Below are 24,027 nucleotides of genomic sequence, written 5' to 3' on the forward strand. Positions count from 1 at the left end.
CGACCTTTTAAATGTATGTGTCCGCGGCGTATTGTACAGTTATTTACAACACTAACGACTATTTTTACCGTATAGTTAACACCAAATGTAGTAAAATTACAACTTGTACCAACTATAGGATCTGAATCTTTACTATTTCCCTCAGTTTACCCTCATTTAACCCGATTGAAATAACAAAAATTGTCAAAAAATTACATTTTTCTTGTCACAGACTTCACATTGGGTACTATTACGGGTGTACCTTACAATAAATTGTGCTAACTAATTGCTATATCTGTATGAACATTTTAGAAAAAATCACACAAAACCAAGCGGCATTCAGTAAATCTGAGAAAAAGGTAGCTGAAGTAATTCTAGCTAACCCACAAACGGCCATTCATTCGAGTATAGCAACCCTCGCTAAGATGTCGGATGTTAGTGAGCCTACCGTAAACCGTTTCTGCCGAAGACTTGATACTAAAGGCTTCCCAGACTTTAAACTGCATTTAGCGCAGAGCCTGGCTAACGGCACGCCTTATGTAAACCGCCATGTTGATGAAAACGACAGCCCAGACGAATATACCAATAAGATATTCGAATCGACCATGGCGTCCCTGGAAGTGGCGCGCCAATCTGTGGATGTGAACGTGGTAAATCGCGTTGTTGATTTACTTACACAGGCACAGAAAATTTCATTTTTCGGCTTAGGCGCTTCAGCTTCAGTGGCACACGATGCACTAAATAAGTTTTTCCGCTTCAATGTTCCAGTGGTCTACTTTGAAGATATTCTAATGCAGCGCATGAGCTGCATGAACTGTTCAGATGGCGATGTTGTTGTATTGATTAGCCATACGGGCCGAACTAAAAGCTTAGTAGAAATAGCGCAAATTGCCCGCATGAACGACGCTACTGTGGTAGGAATTACCTCAGCAGATAGCCCGCTGGCACAAGAGTGCAGTTACGTGTTATCGCTGGAAGTGCCGGAAGATACTGATATGTATATGCCTATGGCCTCTCGCATCGCGCAGCTCACGCTAATTGATGTACTGGCAACCGGCTTTACATTGCGCCGAGGCAACAAGTTTAGAGAGAATCTGAAGCGAGTAAAAGATACGCTGCGTGGTTCACGTTATGAAAAGCGTGGTGAGTAATTTTCTTCCCACGTGATCATATAAGAACCACTTACCGTAACAATATTGGTTCAATAAATCAGCGAAAACGCCTAACTGGTCGAGCCAGTTAGGCGTTTTTGTTTATTTCATTCACATTTTTGTCAAATTCAACTATTATTCTGTAATAAAATTACGTAAAGCGATTACAGGCATACCGTATAAACGCGTAGCCTATCACTCTTTGTCTTTTCTAACTTAGAAACAGCGACGGAATCACATGACCAGAAGAACGAAAATTCTTGCCACCCTAGGACCTGCAACCGACTCACTTGAAAAGATTCAGGCACTTATTGCCGCAGGCGCAAACACTGTGCGCATGAACTTTTCACACGGACAAGCCGAAGACCACATTGAACGTGCAAAGCGCGTTCGTCAGGCGGCAAAGAACCTAGGTAAATACGTAGCGATTTTAGGTGATCTTCAAGGTCCTAAAATCCGTGTTGCTCGTTTTGCCGATGGTGCAGTTCGTTTAGAGGTTGGCGCAAAATTCATTCTAGACGCTGAATTAGGCCGCGACGAAGGTGATATTAATCAAGTAGGTATTGATTACAAAGCGCTTCCTGATGATGTATCAGCAGGCGATATTCTGCTTCTTGATGACGGTCGTATTCAGCTTCGAGTAACTGGCGTTGAAGGCCGCAAAGTGATTACTGAAGTAACAGTAGGCGGCAAGCTTTCAAACAATAAAGGCATTAACCGTCAAGGCGGTGGTCTTTCTGCAGATGCACTTACCGAAAAAGACAAAGAAGACATTAAAACCGCCGCGAAAATTGGTGTTGATTACCTTGCAGTGTCATTTCCTCGCAGCGGCGCAGACTTGAACTACGCGCGAGAACTTGCCGAAGCAGCTGGCTGCTACGCAAAAATTTGTGCAAAGGTCGAGCGTGCTGAAACGGTGGCGTCTGACGAAGCCATGACGGATATCATCAGCGCTTCAGATGCGGTAATGGTTGCTCGTGGTGACTTGGGTGTAGAAATTGGCGATGCGGAACTTGTTGGTGTTCAAAAGAAACTGATTGCCCGTTCTCGCCAGCTCAACAAGGTTGTGATCACCGCGACGCAAATGATGGAGTCGATGATTGACAGCCCTATGCCTACACGTGCAGAAGTAATGGACGTTGCGAACGCTGTACTAGACGGCACTGACGCGGTAATGCTTTCAGCTGAAACAGCGGCGGGTAATTTCCCTATTGAAACAGTTGCAGCTATGGCTCGTGTTTGTGAAGGCGCGGAAACACATCCAAGCGTTAAAATTTCCAAGCACCGCATGGATCAGCAGTTTTCTTCTACTAGCGAGTCAATTGCTCTGTCAGCGGTTTACGCTGCGAACCACTTGCCAAGTGTTAAAGCGATTGTAGGTTTGACTGAAAGTGGAACTACACCAACGTTAATGTCTCGCATTACTACATCTCTGCCAATTATTGCGATGTCTCGTCACGAATCAACGCTTAACACAATGGCGCTTTGCCGCGGCGTTAAGCCGGTTTTCTTTGACTCTTCAAACAGTGAACCTGGCAAATTGAAGTACGATGTTATTGCATCACTTAAAGAGAAAGGATTAGTGAAAAGCGGCGACAGTATCATCCTGACTTACGGCGATGAAATGGAAAAAGTGGGCGCGACCAATACCCTCAAAATCGTAGAAGTCGAATAGCGACGAATACACTATTAAAGCGAAGCAAATGCTTCGCTTTTTTTTGCCTGTAATTTACTAAAGCAGTGGTAAGCTGACGCTTATAATAAGAACACTCATCTAAGTCAGTATCAAAATTACAAAAAACATATTCAACAAAACAACGAGAATTCGTTAACACTCCTCGGGACAACAACGACAAAAATAAGGATAGATATGCAGCTCATTTTCAATCGCTACACACGTTTTTCAGCAATTATAACGCTCTTGGCACTTTTCACTCATAGCGTATGGGCAAATACACAGCACGTACACACCATGAAGCGTGTAGAAGTAGCTTCACAGAATGCACCATTACAGCCAATAATGATTCAAGGCCCCATGCCCATTGAAGCTGAATACTTTGCTGCGCTTTTGGATAACACTACAACAGAGTATTCAGGTAATGCCGTATTCTATAAAGGGACACTAAACGGGTACCCCATTGTGGTAGCTAAAACCGGTAAGGGTTTAGAAAATACTGCGGCCGCCACCGCTATTGGCATAGAGAGATACCACCCTCGCCTTATCATCAATCAGGGAACATCAGGTGGCCACGATCCTTCCTTAAAAGTTGGTGATATTGTTCTTGGCGAACGCAGTATTAATGCATCCAATTTTAAAACGCCCAAGCTGGCTCAAGGAGAAGGTTCTCAACCGTTTAATTGGCTGCCGATGGATCTTATGGCGTCAGAAGGCAGCGCGGGAGAAGGAAGTAGCGCTAAGGACGCAGAAAAGTTGCGTTTTTATTTAGGAGACAAACAGCTCATCAACCTAGCTCTATCGCTATCCAAGCAGTACAAACGCGGGAACGTCGTTAAAGGAACGATTGGCAGTGGTAACTTTTGGAATAATGAGTTAGATCGAATAGCATGGCTCCATAAGAATATGGGAACGAGTGTGGAAGAAATGGAAACCGCTTCTGCAGCGCAGATTGCACATGCCTACCACGTTCCCTTTTTAGGTATTCGCGTATTGTCGAACAACATTACCAACCATGGTGAATATGACCCAACCACGGCCAAAGATTGTCAGGCCTTTGTTGAAAAAGTGGTAAGAGCTTATATTTCTGCGCTGTCGGAATAAATGTGGAAAACACTCAACCGAAAAACGCGCCCTACATTGTAAGAATGTAGGGCGCGTTTTCATGAATAGCCTTTGTATTAGATTGCTTGAGCGGTATAAGTTTCCGCATCTTGACTAACATCATTCGCGTATTGAGTAAGATGGTGATTTAGAATATTTTCGGCGCGCTCAACAAACTCATCACGCTTAAATTTCCAACCTCTTAAATCGGCTTGTTTAGCCTGTGCAATGTAGTGCTCTAGACGCGTTTTTCTCAATAGATGTGCCTTTTTCGACAAATCAAATTCTACCAATGAGAAGTTGCGCTGTACTTTTTGAATATCCATGTGAACGGGGCGCTGTTCGTCATCAGCTGATGCCTGGCTTACGGATAGCTTTCCTTGCCCAATTACACCGACTATAACAATGATTGCTGATACCACTAAGCCTGAATAAACCCACTTTAAAAAGTTCATGCCCCACTCCTTGAACGATTTTGCACTTGTATCGATAAGCTCGCTACAATCCACTTAATTAAAAGTATTTATCACCAATGTATTGAGTCATTCGACTATTTAAGTTTCTAGCTTTCACGTTGCAGCAGATGTTTTCTGCCTGACAATACAAACTTTCGTCTATTCAATACATCAAGTAATTCACTCATATCCACTTAACCATATGCACCTTCCGCACCATATAGTTAATCTTTATTTTTCAGCAGCTTAGACCAACCCAAAACTTATACTAAAGTTGTATAAGGTACTTTCTACACACAGCAAGATAAAATTTTCCTTTCAAATTTAATAAACTCACTCCCCTTAATGCTGTACACTTATACAGTATTGAGATATACCACAACAAGCAAAGTACTGGTATGGAATCTTGTTTTTTTTCAGACCGTCTACCACGTACATTTGCCTAGAGAAAGTGACCATTTGCAATGCATGACAAACTCATTCAAAAACTCGAAATTCTTTCAGATGCCGCTAAGTATGACGCTTCTTGCGCAAGTGGCTCCGCCGGTAAACGAAAAGCAGGTAAAACTGACAAAACAGGAATAGGTTCGCTCACAGGAGGGTCAGGGATATGTCACAGCTTTACCCCTGATGGTCGATGCGTATCATTACTAAAGATCCTAATGACCAACTATTGCATATACGATTGCCATTACTGCATCAATAGGGTGTCTAGCGACGTTCAACGAGCGCGTTTTACCGTTAAAGAAACAGTTGATTTAACGCTTAATTTTTATAAGCGTAACTACATTGAGGGATTATTTTTAAGTTCTGGTATTGTCGGCTCTCCTGACCTGACTATGGAGAGCATGGTACGCATCGCGAAGTCTCTTCGCATTGATCACGGATTTAAAGGATACATTCATCTTAAGACCATTCCGAATGCATCTCCTGAACTACAGGCTGAAGCTGGCTTATATGCCGATAGGCTAAGTATAAACATCGAAATGCCGACGCAAAATTCGTTGAACAAATACGCCCCGGAAAAAGACCTTGGTGAAATTCACGGTTCAATGAATACATTGAAAGACAAAATAAATGAACACAAAGTAGATAAAACCTACTCGGGCAAACGCCCACCTCGCTTTGCTCCTGGCGGACAGTCCACTCAGATGATCATAGGAGCCGATGACTCAAATGATAAAGTTATCCTTGGCACGAGTGTCAAACTGTATGGTCAACAAAAATTGCGGCGCGTTTACTATTCTGCATTTTCGCCCATCCCAGATGCGTCTGAAGTCTTGCCTCTTAAACCGGCGCCACTTATCCGTGAACACCGACTTTATCAGGCCGATTGGCTCCTGCGCTTTTATGGATTTGGTTTAGATGAAATCGTACACAACGACATGCTAGATATGGAGCACGACCCCAAGCTTGCGTGGGCGCTACGCAATCGCCACATATTTCCCATCGATTTAAATAAAGCTGACAAGCTACTTTTATTGCGAGTTCCTGGACTGGGAGCACGCACAGTACAAAAAATTTTGGCTATTCGACGTTACACAAAGCTTAGCTGGTTCGATCTCACAAAAATGCGTTTACCCTTACAAAAATTAAAACCGTTCATTACTGTTAGTGATTATTCCCCCGCTATACATTTGCTCGATAGCAGTAACTTTGAACAGCAATTTAAACAACCAAAACAGTTTGAATTGTTCAGCGCCTAATCTAATTGGTACCGCAATGAAAAAAGTAACAATTTCATCAGTGCCCGGATACGACGAATGGCGAAAAGCATCGAGAGAATGTCTAGCCCAACACATACCTCCGGAGAACGTTACATGGCAAACTTCGCAATCTAACCAAGACGACTTGTTTGCCGTGACCGATTCGGCCAACGCTATTGGTGAAAGCCAAACGAATTACAGAATTCCCCGATCAGTTTTAACGCTGTTGAAGTATGCGTTATGCCACCAAGCCCCCGATCGTTTCGCTTTATGTTACCGCGTTTTATGGCGAGTAGTTTTCGAAAACAGAAACCTTATTCACTTAAAAACTGACGAAGATGTGTTGCGTCTCAACGTGCTGGCTAAAGCAGTAAAACGCGATGCATATAAGATAAGTGCTTTTTTGAGATTTCGAGAAGTTGTACTTGACGGACAAGAGCATTTTATTGCGTGGTATGAACCAGAACACTTCAGCTTGGAATTGAAGCTCGATTTTTTTCAGACTCGTTTTAAAAATATGTGTTGGTCAATACTTACCCCTTATCGAGCTGCGCATTGGAATACTAAAACACTTGTTTTGGAAGATAATCCTGATCCAAGTATCATTCCAAATGATGACAGAATTGAAAAATACTGGCTCACGTATTATGCAAATATATTTAATCCTGCCCGCGTAAAAACAAAGGCAATGTTAAGTTCAATGCCCAAAAAATACTGGAAGAATATGCCTGAGACGTCGCTTATTAACGATATGATACGCCAATCGGATGCTAGAGCACGTAAGATGATACTAAATGGTAAAAAAGTGGAGAATGGTGAATGAGTTCTCCTGACAAATATTAGCATCTGTGCTTCCCTTGTTTTTTGCGATTTGGAAAGCTCTGTAAATCGTGACCAGAAAAAAAGGGGCCGAGGCCCCTTTTTTGTGTAAAGCAACAATGATATTAGTTCATCGCAGTTTCAGTAACTACACGAAGGTTGCTTTCAACATCTTTCACGTCAGACGCATTCTTAGCAATTTCCACAGCTAGGTCACGCTCAGCATCAGAATCAACGTCGCCAGTCAGTGTTACTACACCGTTTTCTACGTCAACATCGATGTCGAAACCTGAAATATCGGTATCCATAAGAAGACGAGTTTTGATTACTGTGGCGATTTTGGCGTCAGTTAACTCGCTTGTGCCTTCGTCAACAGTATCTTCCATGTCATCTGACATGTCGCCTTCCATATCTTTGTCAGAGACAACCGTTAGCTTGTTGTCTACAGACGTTACACCGTCAATATTCGCAACTAGCTCTTCCGCTAGCTTTTTATCAACAGAGTTCTCAACCTTACCAGTAAGAACGACATTACCGTTTTTAACGTCAGTATTAATGTCGAATGAATCAAGGTTACCATTGAACAACAGCGTTGCTTCTGCTTTGCCATCAATCCATGCGTCTTTGGCACCTTTCTCCCATTTGTTGTCTGTGTCCATGTCACCTGCATATGCAGCTGTAGTCAAAGTTGTAGCAACAATCATAGAAATAAGTGAACGTTTCATAACATTTCTCCTTTGTCGAAACTCGTAGATAGTCATGCCAATTCCTTGCCAACAAAATAAGACATTGTTTTATATGATAAATATTAATATCCAGGGCTAGTTAAGTAAGTTTTGTTTTGCAAACTTTGCCTTTGTTTGAGAACTTTTTACTTAATTTTGTTAATGCCCAAAACTCGTCAACTTCACTTAAGAAAAGCACCTATCAATTGTACTAGGGGATAACTTTTCGTCGTTGGCCGCCGCTAAGTTGCAGTGATACTTAGGTTAAACTTATTTCACAAAGCTGCCGTAGTTATAACGATTTGTGTCGCTTCACTAGAATTTAGTTTTGCAGACAGAAGCAACAGGTGGAGTGTTTTTCGTTAATTAAACTCAAGGACCAACTAGACATGGATACTGCACTTACTGCTGTTTCAGTCTTATTTATAGCCGTAAGCTGGGCCCCTTTGCTTCCTTCTTCTCATTGGTTAGTAAGAGTGTGGGAATTTCCGCGACTACAAATAGCAGCTATCATTTCTTTGTTAATTGCTGGGCATATTTTTGAATCAACCTATTACGCACAGATAGATAGCCTAGCAGTAATTATTGTCGCTGGATTAACAGTTAGCCTTATTTATCAGGTTATCTGGATCATTCCTTATACCCCTCTGTATAAAAGAGAAGTTAGGCACGTCGAGGTTGAGAGTGCGAGCCAAAAGCTAAGTGTTTTATCAAGCAATGTGTATATGCCTAATGACGATTTTCGCAAGCTCATTGAACATGTACGTAATAAGCAACCTGATTTTCTCGTAACGTTGGAATCTAATGAGAAGTGGCAGAAAGGCATCAGTGAAATTGAATCTGAATACCCATATCGTAAATTTTGCCCACTTGAAAATCTCTACGGTATGCATCTTTATAGTAAGCTTCCCTTTGAAGAGGTCTCATTGCGATTTCTAATAGAAGAAGATGTGCCGTCTATGAAAGTTAAAATCAATCACCACGGACAAGATGTCACGCTATATTTTCTTCATCCAAAACCACCAAGCCCAACAGAAAACACGTATGCAAAGCCCAGAGACGTAGAACTTACTGTTGTGGGGGAAGAAATAGCTGAAACAGAGGGCCCAATTGTCGTCGCTGGCGATCTTAACGATGTGGCTTGGTCACCTACTACCAGAAAGTTCAAGAAAATAAGCGGACTTTTAGACCCACGAGAGGGGCGCGGTTTTTTCAATACATTTCACGCGAAATATCCTTTAGTGAAATGGCCGTTAGACCACGTATTTCACTCGGAACATTTTGCATTGGTCAATATAGAGAAGCTTGAAAGCATAGGCTCAGACCACTACCCGCTTTATACCGAACTAGCGCTAATCACGGACAAGGAGTAATACTCAAGACTGTAAATCTAATGAGAGCTACGGTGTTTGACACACCACATGAGGCTATCACACGCCTCTTCACGCTTTTTAAAATGGGCTAGCCCTATTAGCTTGTTATCCCGAGGCCAAACCGCTTGGTTTAGCACCTCTTGATCTTCTGCCGATAGTTGTTCGCTATCTAACACAATCTCAACCGCTTTTTTGTTGGGTTTTATTAATGTGGGGTTAGCTTCTTTGACCAGAGCAGAGTTCACACAAATATACTCTCTCTTAACAGGGTCTCTCACCACGCCGATGTAGTTGTTGTCACAAATTATAGCTGGCCAGCCTTCCGTTATTCTGCTCTGTCCAAACATTACGAGTGTAAAAGCAACAAGAACGAAAAGTGTTAAACCGATAAATTGAGCGCTCAAATCTGGTGCTACACTTACAATAACGCCGACAACAGCTGCGAAAAATATCCAGCCGCCAAATACTCTGCGCATAGCATTTGGTGAGATACCAGATATAACATCAACCACCTTTAATGATTGTTTGTCATAGTGTCGAATGAATACAGACGATTGTGATTCCACAGCCTTTGTCCACCAGAAAAAATACGAAATTCAGAAATTAATACGTTACAAGTAAGGCTGAAGATTTACCTACACTCTGAGTGAGTAAAAACCAATAATATGAGATTAGTTCTACTCGAAAGAAAACGTGTTAAGCAATATTTGTAGGAATATTTAAACTATTGAATTGTAATGTTTAACCTACTGACCAAGCATATCAAAATATGTGGGAACGGCAAAGCAATTACGCGCTAGATGCACAGTAAAACAAGACTTATGAAAAGAAGCGTCATGTTAATCTGCAAATTAGAACAGACCACCAAAAATTAACATAAAAAACTGCTGTTGGCCTCCATACATTCGTTTGTAAATTTTTCTCTCACTTTGCACCTCTTGCTTGCCTTGGCGCTCAACCATTGCTGAAAATTCTCGAAAACAGAACTTCAAAATAAAACTTTTAGCTGATAATCAACAATTTACAAAACAGGAACACTCTTTGCTTCTACGAAAGTATAACGTTCAACGTTTCATGTCGTCGTTATTACAGGTTCAACAACTTAGAAAGGGAGGAAGAGTATGCGTTCACCAATAAGTGCAGTAACTATTGTTAAGAGCAGAACTGAGAAGCTGACCAATTTGATAACTCAGTTTGAGCAATGCTCTCCTACGCCAGATGAGCTAGTCATTGTTTGGATGGCACCTCCTTCTGATTTGTCACTCGTACGCAGTGACAAATTCGACATTGTTCACAAGTTTGTGACTCAAGATGCTCTTCCGATAGCGAAAGCGCGCAACAAGGGTTTGTCAGCAGCCAAGCACGCGAATTTAGTTTACCTAAACGTAGACGCAGTTATTGCCCCATCGCTTTTTAGAGATGGCTTACTTGCGCTTCGTGACAACACCGTAGTGTTTACATCAGTGGTGTTTTTACCCAATGAGCGCTGTTGTAAGCCCTACCGACAAATTTCAAAAGATGAAAAAGAAATCGGTTATTTAGCAAGTAATGACGACACGTTACCCGAAGACGACAATAACGAAATACCTTCAAGAGATCAGGAAATTAATCATGGAAAGTTTAGTGACGATAGTATTTGTTCTACAGTGTTTTTTATTCGTAAGGCAGACTTTCAGAAAACCGGCGGCTTCGATGAAGGCTACGCGGGTTTCGGACTAAACGACGAAGATTTCTTCACTAACTGTAGAGCATTAGGGTTTTCGTTAGAGCAATTGCCCACGCGAACATTTGCACCACACCGCCCTAATTATCAATGCCCGATAAATCACCTTTTAGACTTTGTTCATAATGCGCAGCGTTTTCACTCGAAATGGGGATTTTACCCATGTATCAATGTATTGAACGCGTATGCAGACCAAGGTTTTATTAATGCTGACTTCAAGCAAAACGGCATTAAGATCAAGCACCTCCCCCAGCAAGTAGAGGAAGACTCACCAGGAGCTCCGGCCGAGAAGCCAATGGTAACGAACGCTCAGAACAATATCGCGTTCACATCTTTTCATTCCCCAGAGAAAGAGTCTGGTCTTCTGAGCACTTCAGCTTAAGCGATCTTGCATGGTGGCGGGAAAGCACTCGAATTAGATGCTCGCGAGCAATAGAAAGCTCGCGAGTGCAGTAATTGTTAGATATCAAACTTTGCGCCTGAAGGCATCTACTACTGGTTACTGTTGACGCGCTTCTGCGATGGCGCTTGGCTTTTCTTGTTGCCAGTTAAGTCGCATATCCCACTTGAAACGATGTTCAGGCTTAAGCGGTGGCTGTTCGGCATCAATAGTGCTTAACACATTAGTCGCCTTAGTCAGCGTTGCGTCGCGACCGAACAAATAGCTTTGCTCTTTCACTATGGTCAAATACGCTTTGTTCAACGCATACGCGCGCTCTGGTGAAGGAGTAATGATGTCGTACACTGACTTGGCACGTTGCACTTCTTCTACCTTGACCATGCCTTTTTCATCAAACCATTTGGCCAGCATTTCTCCGTTTTGACGGAACTCATCGCCACCGCCCACGCGCTCCATATAAGTAAGGAACTCGCCTTTTTCCTCGTTAATATTTGGCACATCTTCAATTTCACGCAGGTCTATATAGCCCCACCCTGCTTGTCCGGGAACTTTCCGTGCAAATGAAAATGTTTGGTCGAAGGTTGACCCTACTGTTTTGTGACAGCCGTTACAAAACGCAAGCTCTTGATCGTGCTGTGCACGAAGTTCGCCCTGCTCATTTTCAATGAAGCCATTAATTGTCCAGCCAAAGCCGTTGTCTATCCCTTTTTCACCTAGGTAGCGGGTTTGGGGCAGCTTTTCAAAATGCTTATCTTTTGCTTCCGCATAATAGGCAGACGCTAAGCTTTCTCTGCTTCTGAACATATGCTTTTTCATGTAGCGCACTTCCTTCATACGCGGCGCGTTATAAATATTCCCGTTTTCATCCACGCCAATGTAGCGCACGGTATGTAAGAATTCTGTACCTTCGGGGTAAAGCATGTGCGCTAGCGGAACATCGCTTGCGTCGCCAACATAATGCGACAAACGAGCGATTTCAGTCACTGAATTGGTAAGTTTTCCGTCTTGGTTTACGTCAAGGTTCAACGCTAATTCGTTGACCGGCGCCACAGTTAACGTATCCAGCTCTTTAAGTGCCATTTCAACCAAGCTTAGGTTCAATGTGTAGATAGCCTTATTATACTTGCCTTTTAGCGTTTGAAAGCTTTCAGGTAGCCTGATCATAGCATCGCCGGTTGACCCGTTAGTCGGCCAAAAAGTACTTGGGAAAGGCTTGTAATTATACGACACCCATCCACTGCCATCTTTAGCAAAACCGTCGCCATCAAATGCCTTGTCAGCGGCGCTCAAATTTTCAATACGCATGTAGTCTGGCATGGCGTCATTGTTAAGCGAAGCGGTGTAGTTGTCTTGCGCTATATATTTTTTAATCGTGGCATCATCAATGCCCGCAATCAGTGATGTACGGTCAATAAACAGGTTTTTCCAGCTGTTTGTTAACCCTACGTCAGAAAATTCGTAGTTGCCCTGTAACGTGCCATCGCCCATTTGATTTGGACGCTTTTCCATTGAATCGTAGCTTTGGTGGCATGCATAACATGGGTTGTTAACACCTTCTGTTTTGGTATAACACTGGGGAGGAATTACCGATTCAGGGTTATACACTTCATCGTGTTCAATATATGCCAGAGCGGGAATAGCATCGCCTTCTTGATAAGGATAAGCGTGGGTGCTGTCGGTCTTTTCGTGAGTAGAAGGAGGCAGTTGCGTGTCAACTGTAAAGCTTGTTGAGTTTTGCTCATAGTTTGACTGATTGTTCACGTCAGTATCCGTGTTATCAGTGCATCCTGCACTGATAAGTAGTGAAAGCAGAATGCTTACACCTGAAGTTATTTTTAACATTTTCATAATCGTCACAACGGAAAAATCCGGGTGTATAAACACCCGGCAAATTTTAAATTAAACGGAAAACTTACTTATCTGCTGGCTCATACATCCACAGCGTATTGTTTTCTTGGAAACCGTCTTCACCGATAAGAATACGGCCGTCGTTCATCACCACTACGTTATCTGGTTGAGAAAGCTGTTCAACGTCACAACGCTCGGCGCCAGTTAGGCTTGAACGGTACGTACCGCCCATCACCACAGGTTCAATACGAGAGATGTTATAGCCTTCTTCAAGCTTGGCACGATAAACACCACCACAGTCTTTAACGCGGGCTGAAAGCTGCATATCGCCTTCACCGTCAATCATTGTGTTGTCGATATCAGCGATGCCGATGTAAAGGTATGCATTCTGTACCACTTCACCTTCGATAGTATCTACACCTTCAACCGCTTCCTTTGCGCGTTTCTGGTTGATTGAGATACCTTCCAGTTTTCTCCACTCTGCGGTAGCCCCTTTAAGACGGGCCGCTGCACGACTCTCTAAGAACGCTACGCGGTTATCCATTGGCTGTCCTGCTGTTACGCTAGAGCCACCTTCCTCTACCGTTGGATAGGTCGCATCGCCATCAGCCCATGCTTGAACGTCGGCCATAGTAATGTAAGAACTTTGTCCATCCACGTAATCGTCGGTACCAATACCATTGTATTCATCAATCCACGCGCGAATAGTCAGGTTATCACCGCTAGCTAATTCCACCCATTCAACCGCAAAACCAGTTGTCGCAGGATCATTCTGACCTGCGTCCTGAGTGAGCTTAGCGCCGTAAAGTGTACCTGCCGATAAGTCTTCAGCTGTGTCTGCGACAAACTTAAACAGTACGCCCCCCGTATCATCTTGAGAAAGGTAAACCGTTTTGCCGTCAGGCATGACCGTTGAGTTCTCATGCTCGTAACGGCCCATGGCGAAATGCTTAACAATAACCGGCTCATCAGCCAACGGCTCTGTTACTTCCGCAATGTAGCCATAGTTGTACGGGTTTGGCGCATCTGGCGCCGTCATTTGCCACATACGACCTAAGCGCGCATCTGTAGAAACGGCCTCTGGGTTATTCCAGCTTGGTGATGTTGTCGTATCCACCGCCGAATCAACCACCCACTCTTCTGAAGTAAGCGGTGTACCCCAAGGTGACATTGAACCAAAGCAGTTTGCCGCCGTTCCCCACACTGGCGAGAAATCCAGCATCATGGCTTCAGTTACTTCCCACATACCAAACTCGTCTTTTTCAACTTTCATGCGGCTCATACCGCCAGGAAGCTCTTCCCAGTTCGAGAAAAGGTAACCTTCGCCTTCGGCGGTTGAGATGAAGCCGTTAAAATCAGGCATGTCATTTTCAAGAACCAACTCTTCGCCATCCAACGTGTAGATGTGACCTAAGCCTTCTGGTAGGTCAGTACCGAAAGTGTCGCCCGTTTGTCCAAGTACTTGATATTGACCAATGGCAGAAACCACCAGCTCTTTTTCTTCATCTGAGCTTGGTACAGGTGAATTTGGTAATGTTACTGGCAGATTGTTGAAGTTAGCACCTGCAAGCACGCCCACTGTACCGGTGTTGATAGGCATTGCATTTACACTGGTTGTCGCCGCATTAGTGCCAGACGGGTGCTGAACGTTAAAAAATAAATCGCCTTCGTCTGTTAAGAATATACCGGTCACTTCTGCACCAAGTGGAACCGTAGCAATACGTGTTAGCGTACCTGCACTATCACCTTGAGGACCTTGATCCCCCACCGGGCCCTGATCTCCTACTGGGCCTTGCTCACCTACAGGGCCTTGTACACCGTCTTCGCCATCGTCACCTTCCAGTGAACAGGCAGTCATCCCTAGTGTTACAGCCAGTGCTATCGCTGAATACTTAATTCCACGAAGAGTTTCGCTTTTCATTATAGTTCCTTGCTTATACTTGTTTTCGATGTTGAGTGGAGGTAAGCAGAAGACTCACCTCAGTAAACGGTCTTAGCGGGCGAAAGTCTGGAGGACATTTGTGACATTCCGGTGACAGTGAATTGACACCAAAATGAAGCTTTATTGACACAAGGGTATGAAAAAACGAATAAAACAAATGCGAAGATTTACGAAGGCGCTGTAATCATTGGGATTATTGAATACTCAATCAAGAAAACCTAAACCACTCAGTCAGTTTATGAATTATTTGTTTCACAATACTGGTCAGAGCTTTGTGCCCGTGAACACAACAGCACATAACTGCTTGAAAGTTGGATGGGCTAAAATGGAAAAAGTGGGTAGTTGAAGAAGGCAATTAGAGAAAGGCATAATATAAGCTAACGGGCTACGCATTTCGCTACAGCCCGCTAGCCTGGTCGCTAAGTAATACTTAGTTTAAGACGGTAAGAGGATGATTATACATCTTTAATTTATTAACCAGATAATCTTCGAACTGCTTTGCAGTTTGTACATCGCTGCTGCGCTTAGGCCAAACCGCGAGAATTTTATAATCTAAAGCGGTTAAAGGTTTGAACAATACAAGGTGGTCATGTTCACCCTCGAATACCTTTTCGACCTGATCTAATCGATAAACAACGGCTAATCCTAAGTTGTCATTATCTGCCAAGATACTTTGCGTTCCCCAAGTCGCTACAACGCCCCACTCTCCACGCTCGGCTTTAATCACCTGCATTCCATCATGCGCCACTAAACCTGCGACAATATTATCCGATGGCTCTGATACAAAAACGCTGATGTGGGTTGTGGGGTCAAACGCATCAATTCGATAGTGCGTGGTAACGTCGATGCTGTCCGCTTTCGCATCAGACGATGACCACCCTTCGTAGCCAACCTCGAACTCAGCCCGCAACTGAGAATTCGAGACTAATTGGTATTGCGTATTCTCTACATGCTGAAAGTGCATAACTGTCTGCGTTGAGGAGTCTTGGGTTTCTTGTTCTGTTAATCGACCTAGCGCACCCACGCCCAACGATTTACCAACTTTAAGCGCGTCTCCACCCCACGAAGATAAATTATGATAGCTATCGTAGCCGTCTTGCCCCACCTCAGGTAATACTACACTGTCGTTCGCTTTAACAAAGACATCAATAGCGTTACGCCAATCAAGATAAAGGCGATAGCCCATTTGATCAGACTCCCAGCCTGGTCCTTCGTAACGCAAAAAGTAAGAATGATCGGTCAATTGCGGAGGCGATGTGAATGAAGTAACTTCTTCAAAAGAAAAACCCTCAGCGCTATATACTGCGTCTTGCCATTCTCCTCCTGTTCTTACGGAAAGTTCAGCGTGCGCTCGGTCTTGGAGGTTAACATTCGTAGCTTGCTCAGGTGGCATAAGTTCCAATGACGCACTACTTCCTGGCGCAATGGATGCTGCACCTAGTAACACCGCTTTCCCTTCGCTATTCTCAATCCATTCTGACGGATATTGCTTTAACTTCCACCCCGAATATTGCGGGGGCAGAGATACTTCAAAAATTTGATCGCCGCTACCACCGTCTGCCGAATTTTTCACCTTAACAGACAAAGCCGAATTTATATCCCCTTGTGAGCAACTTGCCAATAATGGCACCAAAATTAGACCTATCTTACTAAATTTCATCACTTTTATGCTCTCCATCGGTTGTTAACGCATTTAACTAATTAACGATATTTATAAACAATATATTGACAAATGCCACCGGTGGCAATTATTTTAAATTTTGTTAACGAGATTTTTCAATTTAGTATGTCGATAAAATTCGTCATACCCATGAACCATTTAGTGAAAGGTAAATTACATGGTCAACTTTAGCCTAGAAGGTAAAACCGCATTAGTGACCGGAGCAAGTCGAGGTATAGGCCAAGCGCTTGCTTTAGCACTCGCCACTTCTGGCGCCTTCGTCATCTGCGCCAGTTCTCGACCAGGTGGATGTGACGAGACACTACGTAAAATTCAAAGTGAAGGTGGTCAAGCCATGGCATTAGATGCCGACCTCGCTGATGCCGACGCGGTAGTTAAACTTGCTGAAGATGCGTTAAGCATTAAAGGACACATCGACATCCTGCTGAATAACGGCGGCACTATTTTCAGAGCACCAGCAACCGACTTTCCTTTTGACGAGTGGAGAAACGTGCTTGCTGTCAACATCGATTCAGCTTTCCTACTTAGCCAAACTATTGGCAAGACGATGGTAGAACGGGGACAAGGCAAAATCATCAATATTGCATCAATGTTAAGTTATACAGGAGGCATCACCGTTCCTGCCTACACGGCGAGTAAACACGCCATTGCGGGCCTTACGAAAGCGCTAGCAAACGAATGGGGCCAATACAATGTGCAGGTGAACGCAATTGCGCCAGGTTACATCAAAACCGATAACACCCAAGCACTGCAAGATGATGAAACGCGCAGTGCTGAAATTTGTGCCCGCATTCCAGCTAATCGCTGGGGGGAAAGTGATGATTTAGCAGGTGCGGCGGTATTTCTTGCGAGCGCAGCAAGCAATTACGTAAACGGCCATATCCTTGCTGTCGACGGCGGCTTTCTAGCACGTTAATTAACGAATGGGGGATACAGCCATGAGTAAGAAAATAGACACCCGATATGCTATCGGTCGTAAAGAGGCCAATGCTTACAACACGCAAGAATTGCGTGACGCGTTTTTAGTCGACACCCTAATGACACAAGGTGAAGTCGTATGGATATACACCCACTACGAACGCTTTATGCTTGGAAGTGCCGTACCGACAACGTCAGCGCTAACACTAGAAACCATTGAAGATCAGTTAAAGATGCCGTTCTTTACCGCCCGTCGCGAAGTCGGTGTAATTAATATCGGCGGGCCCGGAACCATTACTGTTTCAGGCACCACTTATCACCTAGATAATGAAGAGGCCTTGTACATCGGACAAGGCAATGAAGAAGTCATTTTTGAGTCGGACAATGCGTCCAATCCTGCCAAATATTACTTAAACTCGGCGCCGGCTCACCACGCCTATCCCTGCAAAAAAATAGGCAGCACAGATGCAAACATCCTTCACTTAGGCAGTCAGGAAACCTCCAACAAGCGTGATATCAAACAGTTACTTATCAATACTGTTGTCGATACTTGTCAGCTTCAAATGGGACTAACGCGTCTGCACACAGGCTCCGTCTGGAACACCATGCCAGCTCATCAACATGACCGACGCAATGAAGTGTACTTCTACTTTGATATGGATAGCGAAAGCCGCGTATGTCACTTCATGGGCGAACCTCACGAAACTCGCCATATTTTTGTAGCGAATGAAGAAGCCGTGGTATCGCCACCTTGGTCCATTCATTGTGGTGTAGGTACTGGAAGCTATGCATTTATCTGGGGAATGGCAGGTGAAAACCTGGATTACGATGATATGGATAAGTTTCCGCCTTCACAGTTGCGTTAAGCAGCCCTGCTCTAATTAGGTGTAATGATTATGTTGCGGTATATAAAACTCACACTGTCAGCCACGGCCCTGTTGCTAACCTCGGCGTGTTCGCAAAATGAACTGCAAGGCGAAGTCACCGTATTGCGTTTGGGGCATACATTGGACACTCAACACTCAGTACATAAAGCAATGGAATATCTTGGAGAGCGCCTAGATTACTATTCTGACGGTACAATGAGTGTGGTTATTTACCCGAGCAGCCAACTGGGAACCGAAAGGGAGATGGTAGAACTGCTGCAGATTGGCTCACTCGCCATGACTAAGGTGTCGGCAAGTCCTTTGGAAGGGTTTGCTCCCGAAATGAAGATTTTTAGCATTCCTTACATTTTCCGCGATAACGAACACTTCTGGCGTGTATTAAACAGCGATTTAGGCGATGAGTTGTTATCTGGTGTTGAAGACTTCCGACTTAAAGGTCTCGGCTATTACGATGCGGGAAGCCGTAGTTTTTACACCAACGATAAACCAATAGAAACACCAAGCGATCTGAACGGGCTCAAAATTCGCGTATTGAACAGCCCTACTGCAGTAGCAACAGTTCGCGCACTCGGAGGAGCTGCAACCCCCGTTGCCTGGGGAGAACTGTACACTGCGCTTCAGCAAGGCGTTGTAGACGGCGCAGAGAATAACCCGCCCAGCTACTACCTTTCACGTCATTATGAAATTGCCCGTTACTACAGCCTTGACGAGCATACCAGTGTTCCAGACGTCATGCTGGCATCGCTGCCGGTATGGGAAAGTTTGAATGAACAGCAGCGAACGTGGCTAACCAAAGCAATGGAAGACTCTGTTGAATACCAACGCGAACTTTGGAAAACATCTACGCAAGCCTCTTTAGAAAAGGTAAAAGCCGAAGGCGTCACAGTTATTACGCCTGATAAAGCGCCTTTCGTTGAAGCGGTAAAGCCTTTTCATAAGAGCTTTGAAGACACGCCAATTGGCGACTTAATTACGCAAATAAAAGCGATGTAACAATGACAATAATACGCCTCATCGATAAAGCCTTAGCCGGCACCCTTATTATTGCCATGGTAAGTATTTTACTTACCGTAATTTGGCAAGTGGTCTCACGTTACGTACTTAAAGACCCTGCTTCGGTCACCGAAGAGTTGTCTAGGTTCATACTTATTTGGATTGGCATCTTAGGTGCGGCCTACGCCTATCGCCAAAACGCGCATTTGGGGTTCAACTTAATTGTTGAGCGTCAGTCTCGTAAAGTGAAACGCCTTCTACTTACCTGCGTTGAAGTCATTGTCATTATCTTCTGTGTTTTGGTGATGGTTTACGGCGGCGCTGAACTAGTGTCTCTTACATTAGAGCTAGAGCAAATCTCAGCCGCGCTAGGTGTAAAAATGGGCTTTATCTATAGCGTGCTTCCCTTATCTGGAGGCCTTATCATTGCCTATGCACTGGTTAACATTACTGCACTTTGGCGAAACAACAATAAGGAGTCAGCGTAATGGAACTGACCGGTATTATCTTAGTCGTCGCCTTTTTTGTACTCCTTCTTTTAAATGTTCCTATTTCAATCAGCATTGGTGTAGCCACGCTGCTTGCTATGGTAATGAGCATGGACATTGCTCCGGCAACCATTACTATTGCCCAGCGTATGGCAGGTGGTCTTAATAGCTTTGCGCTCTTGGCAATCCCATTTTTTGTTTTATCTGGCCTTATCATGGGACGCGGCGGGATAGCCAAGCGATTAATTGAATGTGCAATGGCGCTTATTGGTGCCCTTCCCGGTGGTTTAGCCTTAGTAAATGTTGTTTCCTGCATGCTGTTTGGTGCAATTTCAGGGTCTGCAGTAGCGACTACGTCTGCTATTGGCAGCTTCATGTTGCCCGAAATGAAGAAAGCTGGCTACGAGCCGAATTTTAGCGCAGCGGTCACTGCCGCTGCATCAACTACGGGAATGTTAATTCCGCCAAGTAATATCTTAATTGTATACGCAATCGCTAGCGGTGGCGTGTCCATCGCCGCCCTCTTTATGGCTGGCTATATTCCAGGCATTATGGTGGGTCTAGCGCTCATGCTGGTGTGCTTTATCTACGCAAAAATGAAGGGATACCCGCTATCGCCGCGACTTCCTATTAAAGTAGTTGTCGAAAAAACTATCGCAGCACTCCCTTCCCTATTCCTCATATTCTTAGTGATTGGCGGCATTGTGGGCGGCGTTTTTACCGCTACTGAAGCAGGTGCCATTGCGGTGGTTTACTCATTGCTGTTAGCTGTGGTGTTTTATAAAGAAGTGGATGTGAAAGCCCTACCTGATATTTTCTTGAAGGCGGCAGAAACGACGGCAATTGTAATGCTGCTTATCGCGGCCTCAACAGCGATGTCTTGGCTATTGTCGTTTGAGAACATTCCGCAAACCTTAAGTAACGCACTGTTGTCGATAAGCGATAACCCATTACTTATTCTTCTCTTAATCAACCTATTGCTTATCGTAGTTGGTGCATTCTTGGATATGACACCTGCCGTCCTTATTTTTACGCCCATATTTTTGCCGGTGGCCTTAGAACTTGGAATGAGCGAACTGCAATTCGGCATCATGCTCGTGCTCAACCTGTCTATTGGATTGTGCTCACCGCCCGTCGGCGCCGTACTTTTCATTACCTGTGCCATTGCTAAAACCAAACTTGAGAACATCATTCGACCGCTAATACCTTTATATGTGGCTATGTTTGTCGTTCTTATGCTAGTTACGTATGTCGCATGGTTCAGCGAAGCGCTACCGCGTGCACTAGGATTTTAGTAAGGTAGAATCATCAAAACTGAAGGTGTGGTCAGGCGGAGTTTGATCACACGAACTTTCACTTTTGAGTAACAAAAACATATTGCCCGTATTTGTGTGGTAATATCGGAAGTAACGACATAATAGCGCGGAAAAACAGAGAATTATGAACAAGCGCCCGACTATCAATGATGTTGCAGCCCTAGCAGGTGTTTCAAAGCGTACCGTGTCACGCGTCATTAACGGTGCGACCAATGTGGGAAAAGCAACACGTGAGCGCATTGAAGCGGTCATTCAAGAAACGGGGTTTGCCCCTGACAAGCAAGCGCGTGGTTTAAGTACTAGCCGCTCATACTTGATAGGCCTAATTTACGACAACCCCGATGCCTTGTATATCGACCAAGTGCAAAGAGGCGTGTTAAGCATATGTTCTCAAAAGGGTTATGAGTTAGTTGTACACCCTTGTAGTTATAATGCCGAAGGTTTTGTAGAAGACTGTATTAACTTTGTACGTCGTTCAAACATAGACGGTGTCATCATATTGCCACCGGTATCCGAATCAAAGTTATTAGCCGACGCGCTGCAACAAAAGAGCATTAACTATGTGCGAATGGCGTCAGTAGATTTAGATGACCATCAAAATATCGTAGTGAGTGACGACAGAGCTGCTTTAAGTGATTTAGCGCGCTATATGGTTTCACTAGGTCATAAAGACATTGGTATCATCAGCGGTCCGCAACAGTATTATTCCTCAAAAGAGCGTTTGGAAGGCTTTGTTGAAACGCTTAACGGCCTGGGTGTCGATGTACCTAAAAACAGGGTAATTGAGGGTAAAAACAGCTTCGAAAGCGGTATAGAATGCGCGCGTCAATTGCTTATTCAGTCACCTCGAGTTAAAGCTATTTTTGCAAACAACGATGAAATGGCAGCAGGCGTATTGAAAGTGGCTCATGAAATGGGAATAACCGTACCTGACGAACTATCCGTCGCGGGGTTCGATGACAACCTACTTGCTGCCCGTGTAATCCCTGCCCTTACTACTGTTCAACGTCCCGTTGGCGATATGGCAGCTATTGCAGCGCGTAAAATCATCGCGCACATCGAAGGCAGTGAAGTTAGCGAAACCGAAACGTATCTGGTCAAACCTCACCTAATTATTCGCGATTCAATCAAAAAAGTGTGATTTTTTACAATCAAGTGTTGCTAACACTTCTTTTTCGACCTATTATGCCACCGGTGGCACGGCAATAAAAAAGAATGTTAAAAATAAACAATTTGTAAACAGAGCGTAAAAAGCAACGTTTTCTAATCTATCGCTCTTTTTAAATACACAGTGCTTATTTAACAACGCTTAGCGGTTAAATAAGCCGTAAAGATAAAGCAGGACTTGTAATGGACGTTAAAACACAACTAGTTAAAGTGCATAATAACGATAACGTTGCGGTTGCAACCTGCCCTATCGTGGCTGGCACTTACATCGCTGAATATGACATTACAGTTAGCCAAGACATTCCTGCTGGCCATAAAGTTGCCTTAGTTACCCTGTCAGACGGTGGCGACATCGTAAAATATGGTTTCAGCATTGGTGCTGCAACAAGCCAAATTAACCCCGGCGAACATGTTCACAGCCATAACGCAAAGACTAAGTTAAAAGGCACTGAACAATACGTTTACGCGCCGTCAAATACCGCTTCAAAACAAAACCATCTTACTTCTGGGTTACAGTTCATGGGCTACAGAAGAGAAAATGGAAAAGTGGGTATTCGCAATGAAGTATGGATCATCAATACCGTAGGCTGCGTAAATCGAACAGCAGACCGTATTGCCAACGAATGTAATCGTCGTTTCGCTAGCGAGTGCGACGGGTTCCGCGCATTTACCCACCCTTTTGGCTGTTCTCAGCTGGGCGATGATTTAGATGACACGCGCACTATCTTAGCCTCTCTCGCATCTCACCCGAACGCTGGTGCGGTGTTAATTGTAGGCTTGGGTTGCGAAAACAATCAGCTTAAGAGTTTACTGCCTCACGTTGATAAACCGGCAAATCGGGTTCGCTTCTACAACGCACAAGAAGTGGTAGATGAGTTAGAAGAAGGCGTAAACGCAGTTTATGACTTGTTAAAAGTAATGGCTAATGACAAACGTGAGCCTATCGACGCTAGCGAATTAACCTTAGGCATGAAGTGTGGTGGTAGCGACGCTTTTAGCGGTATTACTGCCAACCCAACAGTAGGGCGTGTTACCGATTTAATGTGTAATCTAGGTGGCTCGGTCATTTTAACCGAAACGCCAGAAATGTTTGGTGCCGAACAGCTCTTAATGAATCGCGCTAAAAACAAAGACGTATTTGAGGCATTTAACTCGCTGATTGATGAGTTTAAGAACTACTTTATCGCCCACAACCAACCTATTTACGAAAACCCGTCTCCAGGCAATAAAGCTGGCGGATTAACCACGCTAGAAGAAAAGTCACTCGGCGCGGTTCAAAAAGGTGGAACCTCTATTATTCAGTCCATCTTGCAGTATGGCGAGCCAAAGCAAGACAAAGGCTTAAGTTTATTACAAGCACCTGGTAACGATGCCGTTAGTTCAACGGCGTTGGCAGCATCGGGGGCACATATCGTTTTATTCACCACAGGCCGAGGCACGCCCCTTGGTTTTCCTGTACCCACAGTCAAGATATCGTCAAATTCAGATATCGCTAATAAGAAGCCACATTGGATAGATTTTAACGCTGGACAAGTTCTAGAAGGCGTCTCTATCGATAAGTGTGCCGAAGCGCTACTCCAACATTGTTTGGCAGTGGCATCTGGTCAACAAACCTGCAACGAGAAGAATGGCAGCCATGAGATTGCTATTTGGAAACGTGGCGTCACCCTCTAAAAG

Annotated in this window: 20 protein-coding genes; 14 read left to right on the forward strand and 6 right to left on the reverse strand. The window is 44.2% G+C overall.

From position 1 onward, the window contains the following. Positions 1–278 precede the first annotated feature (278 nt). The 3 genes from AWH61_RS14475 to AWH61_RS14485 all read left to right on the forward strand — a co-directional run bounded on the left by AWH61_RS14475 (position 279) and on the right by AWH61_RS14485 (position 3,909). Positions 279–1,130 carry a MurR/RpiR family transcriptional regulator gene (locus AWH61_RS14475; protein ID WP_014949854.1) on the forward strand — a complete coding sequence of 284 codons (852 nt, stop codon included), beginning with the start codon at positions 279–281 and terminating at the stop codon, positions 1,128–1,130. Between the two features lie 238 nt (positions 1,131–1,368). After that, complete coding sequence (gene pyk / locus AWH61_RS14480; protein ID WP_075177441.1) at positions 1,369–2,805, forward strand: pyruvate kinase; 1,437 nt, start codon at positions 1,369–1,371, stop codon at positions 2,803–2,805. A 195-nt stretch (positions 2,806–3,000) separates the two neighbouring features. Then, positions 3,001–3,909, forward strand: coding sequence for a 5'-methylthioadenosine/S-adenosylhomocysteine nucleosidase (locus AWH61_RS14485; protein ID WP_052234892.1), 909 nt, complete (start codon positions 3,001–3,003; stop codon positions 3,907–3,909). A gap of 77 nt (positions 3,910–3,986) precedes the next feature. Here the strand turns inward: AWH61_RS14485 and AWH61_RS14490 are convergent, their stop codons facing one another. Next, entirely contained in the window at positions 3,987–4,364 is a 378-nt protein-coding gene (locus AWH61_RS14490; RefSeq protein WP_014949857.1) for a hypothetical protein, read from the reverse strand. 464 nt (positions 4,365–4,828) lie between these two features. Here AWH61_RS14490 and AWH61_RS14495 point away from each other — a divergent pair, with 464 nt between their 5' ends. Together AWH61_RS14495 and AWH61_RS14500 are read left to right on the forward strand one after the other, a co-directional pair. Continuing rightward, positions 4,829–6,070, forward strand: a complete 1,242-nt coding sequence (locus AWH61_RS14495; protein WP_075177442.1) for a putative DNA modification/repair radical SAM protein — start codon at positions 4,829–4,831, stop codon at positions 6,068–6,070. 16 nt (positions 6,071–6,086) lie between these two features. Then, on the forward strand, positions 6,087–6,893 hold the full coding sequence (locus AWH61_RS14500; RefSeq protein WP_075177443.1) for a TIGR03915 family putative DNA repair protein: 807 nt from the start codon (positions 6,087–6,089) through the stop codon (positions 6,891–6,893). Positions 6,894–7,014: 121 nt separating this feature from the next. Here AWH61_RS14500 and AWH61_RS14505 read toward each other — a convergent pair whose 3' ends face one another. Beyond that, the gene (locus AWH61_RS14505; RefSeq protein WP_014949860.1) at positions 7,015–7,614 is read right to left on the reverse strand and encodes a BON domain-containing protein; all 600 of its coding nucleotides are present in this window, start codon (positions 7,612–7,614) and stop codon (positions 7,015–7,017) included. 389 nt (positions 7,615–8,003) lie between these two features. On the opposite strand from AWH61_RS14505, the gene AWH61_RS14510 reads away from it, so the two are divergent. Then, complete coding sequence (locus AWH61_RS14510; protein ID WP_014979601.1) at positions 8,004–8,987, forward strand: endonuclease/exonuclease/phosphatase family protein; 984 nt, start codon at positions 8,004–8,006, stop codon at positions 8,985–8,987. Positions 8,988–9,004: 17 nt separating this feature from the next. Here the strand turns inward: AWH61_RS14510 and AWH61_RS14515 are convergent, their stop codons facing one another. Then, positions 9,005–9,553: a hypothetical protein gene (locus AWH61_RS14515; protein WP_014949862.1), complete on the reverse strand. Its 549-nt coding sequence runs from the start codon at positions 9,551–9,553 to the stop codon at positions 9,005–9,007. A gap of 555 nt (positions 9,554–10,108) precedes the next feature. Here AWH61_RS14515 and AWH61_RS14520 point away from each other — a divergent pair. After that, entirely contained in the window at positions 10,109–11,092 is a 984-nt protein-coding gene (locus tag AWH61_RS14520) for a glycosyltransferase family 2 protein (protein WP_075177444.1), read from the forward strand. Positions 11,093–11,209: 117 nt separating this feature from the next. On the opposite strand, the gene AWH61_RS14525 is transcribed toward AWH61_RS14520, so the two are convergent. The 3 genes from AWH61_RS14525 to AWH61_RS14535 all read right to left on the reverse strand — a co-directional run bounded on the left by AWH61_RS14525 (position 11,210) and on the right by AWH61_RS14535 (position 16,560). Next, on the reverse strand, positions 11,210–12,958 hold the full coding sequence (locus AWH61_RS14525; protein WP_075177445.1) for an Aq_1262 family (lipo)protein: 1,749 nt from the start codon (positions 12,956–12,958) through the stop codon (positions 11,210–11,212). A 64-nt stretch (positions 12,959–13,022) separates the two neighbouring features. Further along, positions 13,023–14,879, reverse strand: coding sequence for an alkaline phosphatase PhoX (locus AWH61_RS14530; RefSeq protein ID WP_014949867.1), 1,857 nt, complete (start codon positions 14,877–14,879; stop codon positions 13,023–13,025). Between the two features lie 451 nt (positions 14,880–15,330). Then, positions 15,331–16,560, reverse strand: coding sequence for a DUF4861 family protein (locus AWH61_RS14535; protein ID WP_075177446.1), 1,230 nt, complete (start codon positions 16,558–16,560; stop codon positions 15,331–15,333). Between the two features lie 178 nt (positions 16,561–16,738). Between AWH61_RS14535 and kduD the strand changes: the two genes are divergently transcribed. The 7 genes from kduD (at position 16,739) to AWH61_RS14570 (ending at position 24,024) form a co-directional block, all read left to right on the forward strand. Further along, on the forward strand, positions 16,739–17,497 hold the full coding sequence (kduD, locus tag AWH61_RS14540; RefSeq protein WP_039236598.1) for a 2-dehydro-3-deoxy-D-gluconate 5-dehydrogenase KduD: 759 nt from the start codon (positions 16,739–16,741) through the stop codon (positions 17,495–17,497). Between the two features lie 22 nt (positions 17,498–17,519). Continuing rightward, positions 17,520–18,365 carry a 5-dehydro-4-deoxy-D-glucuronate isomerase gene (gene kduI / locus AWH61_RS14545; protein WP_039225580.1) on the forward strand — a complete coding sequence of 282 codons (846 nt, stop codon included), beginning with the start codon at positions 17,520–17,522 and terminating at the stop codon, positions 18,363–18,365. Positions 18,366–18,395: 30 nt separating this feature from the next. Continuing rightward, the gene (locus AWH61_RS14550; RefSeq protein ID WP_075177447.1) at positions 18,396–19,379 is read left to right on the forward strand and encodes a TRAP transporter substrate-binding protein; all 984 of its coding nucleotides are present in this window, start codon (positions 18,396–18,398) and stop codon (positions 19,377–19,379) included. Positions 19,380–19,381: 2 nt separating this feature from the next. After that, the gene (locus AWH61_RS14555) at positions 19,382–19,867 is read left to right on the forward strand and encodes a TRAP transporter small permease (protein WP_014949872.1); all 486 of its coding nucleotides are present in this window, start codon (positions 19,382–19,384) and stop codon (positions 19,865–19,867) included. After that, positions 19,867–21,162, forward strand: coding sequence for a TRAP transporter large permease (locus AWH61_RS14560; protein WP_075177448.1), 1,296 nt, complete (start codon positions 19,867–19,869; stop codon positions 21,160–21,162). The genes AWH61_RS14555 and AWH61_RS14560 overlap by 1 nt, the downstream gene beginning before the upstream one ends. Before the next feature lie 145 nt (positions 21,163–21,307). Beyond that, positions 21,308–22,324 (forward strand): LacI family DNA-binding transcriptional regulator, encoded by a 1,017-nt coding sequence (locus tag AWH61_RS14565; protein WP_014949874.1) that lies wholly within the window; start codon positions 21,308–21,310, stop codon positions 22,322–22,324. A 209-nt stretch (positions 22,325–22,533) separates the two neighbouring features. Next, positions 22,534–24,024, forward strand: a complete 1,491-nt coding sequence (locus tag AWH61_RS14570; RefSeq protein ID WP_075177449.1) for a UxaA family hydrolase — start codon at positions 22,534–22,536, stop codon at positions 24,022–24,024. The last annotated feature ends 3 nt before the right edge of the window (positions 24,025–24,027 follow it).

This window comes from Alteromonas sp. W12, assembly GCF_001924945.1.
Taxonomy (GTDB): domain Bacteria; phylum Pseudomonadota; class Gammaproteobacteria; order Enterobacterales; family Alteromonadaceae; genus Alteromonas; species Alteromonas macleodii.